General features: G+C 36.6%; 5 protein-coding genes and 1 tRNA gene. All 6 read right to left on the reverse strand.

From position 1 onward, the window contains the following. Window positions 1-216: 216 nt before the first annotated feature. Window positions 217-795 (reverse strand): hypothetical protein, encoded by a 579-nt coding sequence (locus tag GON26_RS13825; protein WP_160375369.1) that lies wholly within the window; start codon window positions 793-795, stop codon window positions 217-219. 3 nt (window positions 796-798) lie between these two features. Next, window positions 799-10,632 (reverse strand): SpvB/TcaC N-terminal domain-containing protein, encoded by a 9,834-nt coding sequence (locus tag GON26_RS13830; protein ID WP_160375370.1) that lies wholly within the window; start codon window positions 10,630-10,632, stop codon window positions 799-801. Between the two features lie 42 nt (window positions 10,633-10,674). Then, entirely contained in the window at window positions 10,675-12,639 is a 1,965-nt protein-coding gene (locus GON26_RS13835) for a T9SS type A sorting domain-containing protein (RefSeq protein WP_160375371.1), read from the reverse strand. Between the two features lie 32 nt (window positions 12,640-12,671). Then, window positions 12,672-13,403: an outer membrane beta-barrel protein gene (locus GON26_RS13840; protein ID WP_160375372.1), complete on the reverse strand. Its 732-nt coding sequence runs from the start codon at window positions 13,401-13,403 to the stop codon at window positions 12,672-12,674. 14 nt (window positions 13,404-13,417) lie between these two features. Next, window positions 13,418-14,119 (reverse strand): outer membrane beta-barrel protein, encoded by a 702-nt coding sequence (locus GON26_RS13845; RefSeq protein WP_160375373.1) that lies wholly within the window; start codon window positions 14,117-14,119, stop codon window positions 13,418-13,420. Between the two features lie 264 nt (window positions 14,120-14,383). Then, window positions 14,384-14,468: transfer RNA gene (locus GON26_RS13850), tRNA-Ser, on the reverse strand. Window positions 14,469-14,538 lie beyond the last annotated feature (70 nt).

Here is a 14,538-nt window from a genome sequence, read left to right on the forward strand (position 1 = left end):
CGAGCGATCATTGTGCATATTCGGGCGATTGAGTTTCTCGGCCAGCCTTCCCTTCCGGTGGTTCCTGATTTTCTTCTACTGGTTTAAGTGCTTCGCTTAGGTAAGGATTGCCTGTGAATTAGGTATAAAAACCTCGCATTGTTGCAAGGTTTTTTATTTATTCTTTGTTGATTTTATTTGTCTTACGAGTAAGATACTTGCGATAGCATGGGGTATCTAATCTAATATCTTACATTTTGAGTCAAATTCATTATAAAGATCATCTAATAAAATTTCTTTAGAATTATTAATAATAGTTTCGATGCTATTATTATTTTTATCAAATTTTAAATCATCCAATATTGTATAAATATAGATATGATTCTGCATTTGTGTTACAAAATAGGGTTGTTCATCCCAAATTTCATAACACTTTTTACTATAATCTTTCCTTTCTAAATTGCGAAGAAAAGTTACATATTCATTAACAATATTAAAAGATTGATTTGCAGCTACAGAATCTTTAAAAAGGTATTCGGTTACAATTATATTATTAATTGCTTTATTTTCATGAAGATAGTATGTTCTTTTTTTTATTATATCTTTATAAAAAGAAGTTTTGCATTTGTAAAGATGAGCTGAAAAATAATCATCTTCTTGAAATCGTACTAATTTTATTGTTTTGCTAATTTTTAATTCTTCATAAATCTGAATAAAGTTAAAATCATCTGTAAAAATTATATTTTTCTTATGTGAACTGCACATAAGAGAAATTATCATTGTAAAAATTATTAAAGTTATTTTTTTTATTCTCATAATCTATTCTATTTTTAATTGAAAAATTGTACTATCAAGTGATATATCAGCTTTTTTATTACCATCCTTTGCCCCAGTTACGGTTTTATCTCCTCTATAAAATTTTCTCGCTGAATAAATCCAGACTTGCATATTCTCTTCAAATTGTTCTTTAGTAAATGCTCTTGCACCACCGCCATCTTCAACATAAATAAATAATGGATTTACATTTGTTCCAACATAATCAACTCCATCAACATTAATTTTCTGAGTGTAATCTTTTGAAACTATGACCATGGTACTATGATATTCAGCTCCCATTCCAACTGCGAATATACCAATTCCCAATCTTTCAGTTAAATCATCTAATTTATTTGTGATATTACTGTTGATACTTTGTAAATCTTGAGATAAATCTTGAGAAGACATATCATTGTGAGATCTAGAACTTAACTTTTTTCCATCATAAGTAGGAGCTACATTTGATATTTTTTGATAATTTTTAGAATTTATAGAAGTTACAGCTGAAGAAAGCGTATTGTTGGTTTTAATATTTGTATTAGTACCATATAATGCATTTAAATTACTACCTAAAGCGTTTAAACAACACATAGCGCAATTTCTATTTAAATCGCTACGTCCGCCCAAAGCATTAGTTATAAGGTTATTTATATTTTGAATAAATTTAGACCAATTAGGAATGGGCTCTCTCCCATCAGGATCAATAAATCTATTTGGATTATTAAAACAATAGACATAGGGAGAATAATTAGGATAATTTTCTGTTTTTGGATCCACACTAAGCCAAAGACTAGTTTTCATATCCAAATACCTAGCCCCATAATAACTTAAATTCGTCTCCCTATCCAATTCCTTACCATTAAACAAATAAGGACTGGAAAAACTAGAACTATGCTCCTCAAACAAAACTTCCCCAAAAGCAATATATTCTACATGCTGTGAGATGGAACCATTTTTGTTGGTAATATACGAAGTACTTCCCAAATGATCCGGATGAAAATAAAAAATATCATTCTCCGGTAATCCTATTCCGGTAAAACCTTCACCGCCTTTTACCGTTTCAGGTTCTACAGGAGGGCCAAATTGTACAGGCGGTCCCGGTACATCGCCCGGTGCATTAAACACTGGATTTCTCGGCCAGCCTTCTGGTGGTTCCTGATTTTCTTCTACTGGTTTAAGTGCTTCACTTGGATATGGATCGCCTGTAAATTCCGGTGTTGCATATATTCCGTGTTGTGTTGGTGGTCCTGGAGGCACTCCTAAACCTTTAACGTAATTGTCTAAAGCTTTTTGCTGCTCAGCTGTTAGTTTCCCGTAATTTACGCCTCCTGCCGTTAATTTTAAGGGTTGGGCAAATGATCCGTTTCCTAATTTGCTTACAATTCGTCCTGCACCCTCAAAGTAATGTTTAGTGAATTTGCCTTTGTTAATTACAAAATAAGGACTTACATAACCTGTATAATCATCGGTATGCACAATTGTGGCGGCAGTTTCTCCATTGATGGCTACATTTTGAGAATCACCGGAACTTTTTATAACGCGTTCGCCTGAGGCATCATAGGTAAATTGGTGAATTCTCCCGTTGTCATTAATTCCCATTAAACGGTTTTCTTCGTCCCAGGTCATTTTCCTGAAACTCTTTTCTTCCGTATAGCTCGTTGGGTTTCCGTTGCCATCGTAAACATATTCTCTAGGTTCGGTTTTTCCTGATTCGGCAATTTTGTTTGGTGCGTTAGGATGCAGTTCGTTATCGTAATTATAATCCAACACATAGCCTTTTTGCTCACTGTTTACGGTATGCACCAAATCTTTCTTCGTAATATTGTGCATTTTGTTATAGCTCATATTCAGCTCATAACTTGCCTTGGTAAACTCACCCTGATAGGTTGCTTTTGCCGATTTTAATCGGTAGAAATCATCGTATTGGTATTCATGATTTGATGTTCCGCCAAGCGTATTGTTTACAATTGGAGCTGCGTTTTTTATACCCAGAACATTTCCAACCAAATCATAACTATAACTATTATTCATGACTTCCCTGGTACCACTTTTTACCTGCAACTGTTGCAATCTGCGCATTACATCATCATAGGTATAATGGGTTTCGGTATCGTTGCCGTATTTTAAATATTTACGCTGTTCAAACTCATCATAACTTAATTGTTTAATGTAATCGTAGGTATGACTTTCTTTTTTACCCTGCATACTTTGCAGATTTCCAGCGCGGTTATAGGTATATTCCACCACTTCACCGTCAGGATAGGTCATTTTCTGGATTCGGTTCCAGGTGTCGTATTCGTACTCCGAAATATATGTTTGAATATCCGTTGGCGTAATACGAAGTGTTCGGATTTCTTTTTCGACCTCGCCTAATTTTCCGTAGAAAAACTCTTGTCCGCCGCTGGCATCCTGTACAAACCACAATCTGCCTCGACGCGCTGCTGTTCCATCGGCTTTGCCATAATTATATTGCACATTATTCTGAGGGTTTTTAGGATATTTTATACTTTCTAATCGGTTGTAATTGTATTCGTATTGTATGGCACCATCATTGGGCACCGTATTTTTAATATCCTGTGTAATACGTGAGGTTAAATTGCCAGCTAAATCATATTGCATGGTTGTGGTTCCTGCATCAGGATGTGTAAATTCTACTCTTCTGCCCAGCCAGTCGTAACTGCTTTTGGTTACATGATCCATGGCGTCGGTTACTTTTATCATTTCTCCTAACGCATTGGTTTCGAATTTTGTAACCAAATCATTTTGCAAACTAGCTAAATTCTGACCAGCAGCGTCTGTATAAGTCTGGCTTGTTTTGTTTAAAGCGTCCGTTTGTATGGTGCTTAACGCTGGTATTCCGTCATAATTATCCAGAGCGAAAGTAGTTGTATTGGTACTTCCGTCAGGCAACGTGACTTTTACAGCGCGTCCCACTTCATCATATTCTGTTGTAGTAGGCGTAACAGTAGCTATTGCAGTACTAAAAGTAGCATCTATAGTAGTAGTGGTGGTTGGGTAATAACTCGTTGCTGGTCTTCCTAAACCGTCATAAATAATTTTTCCTGATATGATTTGTGCTTCCTGATCGGCGCTTCCGGCCGCAGTAAATAAACTCGCCGTTTTTTTGACCTGCAAAGCTCTTCCTAAACCATCTGTGTAAGTATAGGTTTCTATGTCTTTATCCAATTCAGGATCATAATTTCTGGTTTTGGCATACGGTACTTTGGCTTCCGGAAAATAGTCGTAAGCTATTGTGTATGGTTTTCCCGAAGCAATTTCATAAGGAGCCTGGATTGTGGCAATTCGGCCTTTACTATCTAGTGTATAAATCGTACTTTGATCGTTACGGTCTGTGGTTTTTATTGGAATACCAAAACGATAATCAAATTCCATTTTATTCTGATAACCAAAAGCGTCTTTAATTTCGGTCATGTATTGATGATTTTCGGTATCAAATACATATTCCAAAGTCATACGCTGTTTTTTATGATTCTCTGGTCCTGTTATTTTTTGAAGGTTTCCATAAGTATCATAAACAATATCTGTTAGTGCAATTTTATCTGCTGCTATGTAATTTTTTATCTGAGTAACTTCGGCTGTTGTCGTGTTGATTGTGGTTGCTCTTTTACGGCGAAGTCCTTCTGTTGTATATACTTCTAGTTGTTCCGGAATACCACCATAATAAGGCGTTGTACTTTCGTAATAGCTTATTTTTGCAGTTACTTTATCATCGGCTGTTCCGTTTCCTAAATCTTCATACTGAATAATATTTCCGGTGGCATCGTAGGTGTTAATAATATTAGTTTCCAGATAATCACTTCCTCCTTCATACATTTTTTGATTGATATGAGTCAAGCCCACAAAAATACGTTTGTCGTCACAGGATGGTAAATTCAGATCTGATACCGCAACACTTGCCTGAGTTGCAACATCAATAAAACTGTATTCGTTTTCTGACTCCTGGCGCATTTTGCCGTTTTTATCTAATGTATAAGAGTGTCTTAAAAGATTTTTACGGAAATAATCCTGATTGTAAAATTCCTGAACCGTTGTTGTGAAAACCGAATTATCAGCCGCATCAATTTGTTCCTGAATTACTTTTCCGAAACCGTAAAATTCTCTTTCACGGCGGTCCTGATAGCCATCTTCATATCTGAATTTGGCAATCGAATGATCGATTCCATCTCCAGTATGTCCATCAAAAACATCTACAGATTGCAAAACCCATTTGGCTGAAGGATTTTCGTAACTTGGTTTTAGTAATTCATAATCTACCACATAGCTATTTCCTGCCGCATTGGTAACGCTTTTTAGCTTGTTGGTTCTTTTGATGTTGGACAATCTTACTTTCAGATTATCTTCGTCTGTAGATATAACATAATCGGTATTCCCGTCTCCGTCCATATCCATAAAAGTAGCTTCGGAACGTGACGTACTCCATCCTTTAGTAGCTCCTAATGACGGGGTAATGCGCAGGATCCAAGCAGGAAAATCATACGTGTAACCAATATTAAAACCATAACTCACACTTTTATTCTCGTTCATTTCAGAATAAGTAGGATACACAATAGGCGCATCAAAAGATTCTCCTAAGTTTAAAGAAATGATCATCTTGTCCAGTACATATTCTATTTTATCCGGAAGTCCGTCACCATTAATATCCATAAAGGAATTATTTCCATTTGCTGTTGAACGGGCATAGTTTGCCCCGGCTGTAATTGAACCTGCGTTAAAATTATAACCTAATCCTACACTCCAGTCGGTAGAAGTTCCAGTATTAAGTCCGTTATTATTCCAGGTTTCTGCGGCTAAAAAACCATATCCGCTATTCAATAATACCGTTCCTTCATCTGTTATTTTATCCGGCAATCCATCACCGTTAATATCAGAGTGGATCATTTTTGATTTATCGGTACCATACCCCTGAGTGGCACTAACAGATAACTTATTGGCTGCTTTTTGTGCCTCAATATCAGCACAAGATCGAGATGCTATTCTGGCAGCAGCTTCTTTTCCTATTACCAGAGCTCCAGAAGTCTGGGGTTGACCGTGACTATAACCTCCTCCAAAACTCGGTCCTTCTGAGGTTGTTTCGGCGTGGCTAAAGTTATCTCCCAAATCTAATACTTCAGCAGAAATACTTCCTACTGGTTTGGTCAATTGCACATTGCTTCCTCTTATATAATCCGGAAAACGGTCTCCGTTGAAATCGCCCATCGTTTGGGTTACAGACGATTCTCCATCAATAGATTTACTAAATCCCATATTAGCAGGACCGGCATTTACTCCGGCAGCAATACTTTTACTTTTGCTTTCGCTAATCATGTCCAGTGCCGATGTACTTCCTCCTTCTAATTGAGGTAAAGAGAAATCGGTATAATCGGCAATATCATCTTCTCCAAGTCTCGAAGTTCCTATTTGAGCACCTTTTATATAAATCGTTTCTTCTAGGCCTTCCCATTTTGCTTTGGTATAAGATGGATTTAGAGATACAAAATAATTCTCAGAAACTTCATAGCCTTTGCCATCATAATTTTCCGGATCGGTATTATTTACATCCGGCTCTGTAGCATACGCATCAGATTGTTTAAGTTTGGTCTGATCAATTGTATTCGAAGCGAGATTTCCATTAATTACAAATCCACCCCAATTTCTATGATACAATCCTAAAGTCCTTTCATCTGGATTTAAAAGGCTGTAAATAGCAAAATCATCAGTCGCAGCATCAAAAATAACATCGTCTGTAAGATCAGTCAGGTCTTTTAAATCGGTCACCTGAACCTGAATATTAAGAGCATTTGGTTTTGGATAATTTCTAAAAATAGTTACAGACGCTGGATTTGAAACTGTAGTTTCTAACTGAATTGGAATTCCCGCCACTGCATCCGGATAAACTACGGCATCATCAAAAGCATTGATCACTTCAACCAAGGTTCCTGATGTAAGCTGATACCGTTTACGTGCCAGCAGGACATTATTCTGCTTCGCCGAAAGAACGACTTCGCCATTGTAAACATCAAGTGCACCCGGAGGAAAAGGAGTGGCTAAAATTAAATCCTGAGAGAGTATATTCAGTTTTACTTTTCCGCTAACGGTAGCCGTAACACCTGGTATATTATAGTTACCTTCTCTTTTATTGTATAATAAATGATACACTTCCATTGGCACTTCTTCTTCTGCTGTACCCGGATAAGGAGGAACCGTAACCGTTGGTGCAAAAGAAATGGTTTGCCAGTTGATATTCGTATTCGTTTCTAAAGATAAAGTTACCTGAGTATCTGCTTCGAAAGCCGGAAGAGTTACAGAAGCTAAATCGAAGGAAGCAACTTCATTCGCTAAAAAAGTTCTTTCAAAAACAATTACAGGCGGATTTGTCTGTTCCAGATATGTTTTGGTTATGACCAATTTAACATGATCTGATGTAAGCGGTTTATTCAGGATTCCTTTAAAAGTAACTGCTCCTGCAACAGGAATTACTTTGGAGGTATTGTTACTGCTAAAAAAATCGGTACTTGCTTTATAGTCTGCCAACGAATATAAATTGGCATCTTTTAAAGTTGCCGGAACAGTAAAATCGCTTGAGACTATATTATCATTAGTATCTCTGTCGAACTGTTTTACCTGCGAATACGTAATAACAGGATCCCAGATCACGGTATCAAAATTTCCGTCTTTTACAGCGCTGACCCTGAAATACAAACGTTCTCCTTTTTCTACAGAAATAGTGTTATTTTGTTTCGTTTTAAGATCATAATCTTTTGCAGTTATAGCCTCATCCCATAATAATTCTGTTCCTTTCTGAAAATACAAATGCACACCATCTGCCTTGTCATCTCCTGCATTATTTACATATTCTGCACGTGCTTTAATTTGCTCAGGAGTAGTTGCTGCGATTAATTGGTACTCATGCGAAACTGAAATTATTCCTTTTACAGGTGCTTCCCACATACGTACCACATCATGTAGCGGATTTTGTTTTTCTATTTCTTCTGTCGAAAGTGTTGTAGTTCCGGGAATTGTAATATCTCCGCCTCCAGCAACTGGCGATGGCGTTCCTGAACTGCTATTTTTAAAAGTTGGAACTCCGTCTATTAATCTATTGTAATATACCTGACCGTTACGAACATAATCGATAAGTCCGTCACCGTTAAAATCCATAAAATAGATTTTTGTTTTGCTGGTAGAACGCTGCTGATCATAACCGATATTAGCAAACTTTAAATTCAGATCGACACCCCAATTAAAAGAGGTAGATTTAGAATAACCAACATCACTAATGTTGATTTCCTGCATTTCTCCAAAAGAATTCTGACCCGTTGCAGATAAATTTTTTCGGTAAAAAACACCATTTTTATTTTTGAATACTTTATCAGGCAGACCATCTCCGTCAAGATCTTCCATTAACACAGCTGTGTCAGATGTTCCCCATCCGTTTCCACCATGACCTCCAACAGTAAAAGGTTTTAAATTTCCGGTTTGACCGACAAATCCAACTCCAATACGGTAATTGATTCCAACATTTGATCCTTCGGAACTGCTCACTAAGGAATGATGTCCTGAAAACAAAATATCTGTGTAAGATGGAATGGCCGTATTGACCAGATTATCTCCCGGAACTGTCCAATTTTGTTCCGGTCCAAACGGATTGTAATTCCCGGAAGCATCACGAACATCATCAAAATAATCTAAGGTATTGGTATAAAACAAATTAGATTCTGAATCATATTCCGAAATAGATTCTAAAAGTGTTTTCTTAAAAGCCCCTTCTTTATAATTCAGCTCATAACTACGAACCATATCGTCTTTATAACGTACTTCGATTTTGCGCAGCAGCTGATTGTTCAGTTGTCTGAAACCTAATCGGGCCGAAACCTTCACATCAGGACGGTTTGCTTCTCCTAAATCACTATTCTTTACGAAAGTAACGCTGTAATTTCCTTTTTCAGTACCAAAACCAGTATAATATACTTTTTTAAGATAGAGTTCTCCATCTTTCTTTTCGTATTCATATGCTACGGTATTTCCTTTTAAATCAACCTGAAGGCAAAGTGCCCAATGCCCAATATTTCCAGCCGCATCCTGCAAAATTCCATCGGTAGAAAGTCCTGATGTTGTACCTCCGTAATAACTGGCCACACCGCTTTTATCGTTTACCACCCAATAATAATTTTTAGGAGATGATCCTTTACGGATAATTTGCTGAAAAGCACCTTCGCGTCTTGGATAAAACTGTTTATCAGTAGTTCTGCCCACCCATTCGGCTCTGTGCGAATTCGGGATTAGTTGTTCACCGGCAATCGAATAGGCTTCTGTTTCATTTGCAGCATCATATCGTGGCGCTCCCCAACGGGTTTCGATACTTACTGCCGGAGTCGAAATATCCCAACCCATTCCTGCCCAGCTGTGCCCACCATCACTATCGTATTGTAAATTGAGCGACGGCTGCATTCCGCCACGTCCGCCCGGAATAACGATAGAAAAACCAGTACTCATCGTTCCTCTTCCGTTTGCAGAAGGCGGTGCGATTGACTGAATACCTACCAAAGGACTGGCCGCTTTTAAATCTTTAATACTCGTGGGTGTATAACCGGAAGTTTCCGGAGATTCTGGCATTTTGATGATTCCGGCAATAAAATCGGTAAAATGAGTAGTTTTTGCCTTAATAATTCCTTGTTTGATATCCAATGAATCTTTGGTTACTTCCTGCCAAAGGCGTTTATTTTCATCAAAATAAAATACATTGATGTCTTTTTCGGTATAACCTTCCGGGATTGTTTTCTTGTCATAAGGTAATGATAAAGTCACCGCTTTGTCAAAAATAGTCCCGTGTGGCAATAATCTAAAACCGGCGTTTATACCCGTAACATTGACCATTGCCGAATTTAAAGGTGCAATGTCTATTTTTCGTAATCCGCTAACTGAGACAGAAACATTGTTTTTTAAGGCTCCAACAGGGAAAACTGCTGTAAAATCTTTATATTCTAATGTATTTGCAGTTTCAATCTTGATAGTTTTAGAAATCCGCTCTTTTGCATTTTCTATAGGTCTAAAATGTTCTGCTTTTAAAAAATGCTTTAATTCTAATTTTTCATTAACAATAACTCCGGTTGCTGTTTCTTTGGTTACCAGAATTGATTTCTGAATGTCTTTTGTATCAAAAATCAATTCAAATTCAGGTTGGTTAACATCAATAGAAATTCCACCGATGGTCATCTTTTTTATTTGAGAAGGAAAATTTGTTCCTTTTACGTAAAATTTGTTTGCTGATTGTAATAACGTAAAATCAGTTGACGGAAGTGCCGATTTATAAACAATTCGAACATTTTTGATTTTATATGAATTTGAAATACCTTCAGGAGCTGTAAACAACAAAACGTTATCTCCGGAGCGCAATGATTTTTCTGAAAGCAGTTCCGATTGTTTGGTCCAGTTTTTATTTACCGATAAAAATTGCCCTCCAATACTAGGCTGATTGTTTAAACTTCTCGAAATCGAAGCGGCCTGATCGTAGCCAAATAAGTCATATTCTAAATAAGCGCTCTCTCCATTTTCAGGCAGAGCATCTATTTTAAGATGAAAAACGTTGTCATAAGCGTCATCCAAATCAGAAGCATCGGCCACACCAATAATTCCTTCTGCAATATCTGCCGAAAATGATTTTGTGTTTTTAATTTCGTTTTTAAGAATCGCGATTGAGTCTGTTTTAGCTTTTTCAATAACCAATTCATTTTCAGTACCATTATGAGTAAATAAAGAAGTTATTTTGTAAGGGCCAAAATTGGCGGCGAACAAAAAAGAACCTATTAAAAATACCAGTATTATAATTCTATTTTTCATAAAGCAGGTTAATCGATTATGGGGAAATCGTTTATGTTTAAATTATTTCACAATAACTTTAAAAGTTTTTGTACCAAATTCTGAACTAACAGACACCAGATACATGCCCGATGAGCTATTGATTGTATCATCATACAAATACGTTTCTATTTGACTGAGGTATTTTTGTTTGAGAAGAGATCCTGTAAGAGAGTAAATACTAATATTTGCATCTGTCTTGTGTGGATACTGCATGGCAAGAGAAAAATGACCGTCTGTAGTTGGATTAGGATATAAAATAATCACACTCGAATCGGTAATTTCTTTTCCATCCGTAGTAACGGCAATTTTGGTCGAAGTTTTACACCCTTTATCATTTACTAATCGAAGCTCATAAGTACCTGGCTGATCGATCATGATTTTAGGGTTATTCTCTATAAAATCACCTTCATAAAACCATTCATATTCATAATTTCCGGCTGGTAAGCCAGCACTGGCATCAAACACGAGAGGATTTCCACTTGTCAGTAAATAATCCGATTTTAAATTCGGAACGGTTCCTTGTTTATCTGCTACAAAAACGGTTTCTGAGTATAGATTTCCTTTTCCGTCTCTAACAATATAATCATAGGTTCCGGAGGAAAGCTGTACTCCGGTAGTACTTTTTGCAGCCTGATTCCACTGTTTTACCACCACATCGCTGCCTTCTTTTTTTACTGTAACCGTAAACGGAGCTTCTCCGCCTTCAATAGAATAATTTAACTGTCCAGATCCAGACACGCCACAAGTTGCCTCGGTAATCCAGACCCTGCTAAACATCTCGGGTGCGACTTTTAGCGTAAATTTGGCTTTGCCAGATTTTTGTTTGTCCCAGTTAAAATCATTTAAAGTCAATTTTTCCTGGGTTGAAGTACTTGCTAAACGCACATATTCCGAATCTTTTTCGTCATAGGTTCCTTTTCCTGAATAATCCACCAACAACCAGTAGTAGGTATCTTTGGGTAAAGTGCCTTTTATAAAATTGGGATTCAGGGACCAGTTAAGACTCAAATCTCCTGAGTTCGAAAAATCCAATTGCCATTGTCTTGCAATACCTATTGGCTCACCCTGCTCCTGTTTTTTGACTAAGAGATTTTTCCCGTTATCGCTCCAAAAAGCAAAATAATTGTTAGGGATTGTATTGGATTTACTTTTAAGTTCGATTGTCAACAATCCTTCTTCGATCATGTTACTGCTTTTTAATTGCAGTAATCCGCTGGCATCATCTCTTCCCACTCCGGTAATCGAAGCATCAAAACCTTTATGCTTGTCGATATCCCAAATGGTTTGTCCCTGACTATTTACGTAATTTCTATTTTCGAATTGCGAAAGCGAAATCCCATATTTAATTCCGAGGTAACTCGCTACTTTTTGGGTTTCTTTGCCAGATAAAACTCTGTTGTAAACGAGAATTTCACTTATATTTCCTTTAAACTCTTCAGGAGGTAATTTCTCAAATTTAGATTTTTGGCCAATCGTTAATGACGATAACTTTGCTACACTATCTGTTACATTTTGCTGAAAAAAATGAATATTCGCTTTATGCGGTTTAATTTTTTCCTGATAGGATTGGTAAGAATATTTTTTTAGATCGACCAAACGTTTATTGGTTGCTACAGAAAGTGTTTTTTGAGGATCGTTTATCGTCCATAAAAATTGTTCTTTCAGACTGTCTTTTACTTTATAGACCATAAACAGAGTCTGACGTCTTTTACTTTCTATGCCCAAAGGCAAAATCAGGGAATCCTGAGCCGTATCAAAAACAATACTTGGATTAAAATTAAAAGCTGCTCCGGTCTGCTTTTTTGCTGATATTTTCCCTTCTTTGTTCGTAAGGCTTTCCCAGTAATAGGCCTCTGCGGTATTTCGGGTTTTAATCCAAAAAGACGGTTCTTCTACGGCTCCTGGCCATACTTTTTGTTGAGAAAAAACCAGATTACTTGCCGATAACGTTATAAAAACTGATGCTAAAAAAATCTTTCTATACATAATTTCCAATGTTTTTAAAATGAAATCGACTCTTAGAAATTGGCCAAATCATCAAAGTTGAAGGAGTAGCCAATAATCAAGGAAATACTATTGATTTTGTTATTGTTTTCGCTATAACGATGCCCGTTTTCTTCTGTTGTCAAAGCATCTGTAAGTCCTAAAGTATAACGTGCTCCAATAGATAAGTTGGAACTGAATTCATAACCTGCAGAAAACATTCCGTAGAAATAATTTTTACCTGTCAGAGATTCTTTCAGTACTTTTTGCACATTGGCATCCGGCTCAAAATAAGTGCCCGAATCAGCAAATATTTCCTGGGCATTCGAGCTGTATTTGATATTATCACTGGCAATATTAAATCCGACATACGGCCCTGCTCCTATATAAAATCCTTCAATCGGATAATATTTAAACTGTGCACCAACGTTGATATAACTGTAGCCAAAAGTCATTTTGTATTTTAAGCCCTTGATGTCTTCATAATTCAAATCCGTTCCCTGACCTGAGTACGAAAGCTCCGTCTGAACACTTACTTTGGCATAAGGATATTTCCAGTTGATTAACAGACCCGCTGTGCCGCCAAATTTACCTTCCTCTTTTAAAGTATAGCCTTCATAAATTCCTTTTGGCACTATCACATCGGGAAGATTTGACATTTTAGAATAAATTCCACCTGCAAAAAGACCATACGTTATCTCTCTGTCGCCTTGTGCAAACAATACTTTTGTGCTCACTAATACTAGCAGCAAAATAATTTTTTTCATGTTTTTTATTGAAATTACCATTGATGAAAACTGTAGCCTAACGAAAAAGAAATAACCCCGCTTTTGTTTTGATTTTCGATAAACTGAAAAGAAGACGCATTACTTTTTACCACATCTTTTACGCCTAAATAATAGCGTAAATCGAAGTGGATACTTTGGTGCAATTCGTAACCCAAAGCAAAACATAACGAGAAATCGTCAGCACCGTCAAGACCATCCTGATAGAATTGTCTCGTGGCCACATCGTACATTCCGCCAGCTTCGTTAGATTTATAAGTAATATTATTGGGAGATAAACTGATGCCATAGAAAGCACCAAAACCTAAATTTAAACCTTCATAGGGATATACTTTGTATAAAGCACCAAGCTGCAGATAGGAATATTTTAATCCTAATTCAAATTCCTTGCCTGTAGTATCGTGATAATTGACCGTTTGCGAAGACTGTCTGAACAAAAGTTCCGGCTGAATGGCCACTCGGGTATCATGAAGCTTGCAATTCAAAAAAAAACCGCCTTCTATGCCATAGCCACCCTTGGTTTCCATAACACTATTATCAAAAGTATTATCTCGTCCTTTAATGCTTTCGGGTAAATTACTGATTTTAGAATAAATTCCTCCGAGCTTTAATCCGTAGGTGATATTAGTCTCATTTTGTGCGTAGGTTGCATCGTAAAAAAAAGAGCAAAATATTAATAAGTGTAATAGTACTTTCATTCACAAAAATTTTTGCGAATATATGTATTAATTTTCGATTCATAACTTCAAAAAACCGATAAAAAGCAAAATAATCCGATGAATACGGGTTTAAGGTGGGAATAATTGGGATTTTGGTAATCAATTTACAGGTAATAAAAATTGATTTATTCTTTTTTTGATAATTCTCAAATTTTGCGATCAAATCTTTTTTAAATCCTTTAGAATTTTATAAAGTAAGGAAAGTATGAAAATAAAAAAAGCACCTCGTTGAGGTGCTTTTCGCGGAGAAAGAGGGATTCGAACCCCCGGACCTGTTACAGTCAACAGTTTTCAAGACTGCCGCATTCGACCGCTCTGCCATTTCTCCAGTATGTTGCTATCGTTTGCTGATTGCGAGTGCAAATATAGTACGCTTTTTCGATTATAAAAACTTTTTT

Origin of the sequence: Flavobacterium hydrocarbonoxydans, assembly GCF_009789235.1 — a bacterium.
GTDB classification, from domain to species: domain Bacteria; phylum Bacteroidota; class Bacteroidia; order Flavobacteriales; family Flavobacteriaceae; genus Flavobacterium; species Flavobacterium hydrocarbonoxydans.

What these genes read in the sequence shown, in the direction of transcription:
- GON26_RS13825 (WP_160375369.1), bottom strand. Translation starts at nt 795, where the DNA reads ATGAGAATAAAAAAAATAACTTTAATAATTTTTACAATGATAATTTCT.
- GON26_RS13830 (WP_160375370.1), bottom strand. Translation starts at nt 10,632, where the DNA reads ATGAAAAATAGAATTATAATACTGGTATTTTTAATAGGTTCTTTTTTG.
- GON26_RS13835 (WP_160375371.1), bottom strand. Translation starts at nt 12,639, where the DNA reads ATGTATAGAAAGATTTTTTTAGCATCAGTTTTTATAACGTTATCGGCA.
- GON26_RS13845 (WP_160375373.1), bottom strand. Translation starts at nt 14,119, where the DNA reads ATGAAAGTACTATTACACTTATTAATATTTTGCTCTTTTTTTTACGAT.
- GON26_RS13840 (WP_160375372.1), bottom strand. Translation starts at nt 13,403, where the DNA reads ATGAAAAAAATTATTTTGCTGCTAGTATTAGTGAGCACAAAAGTATTG.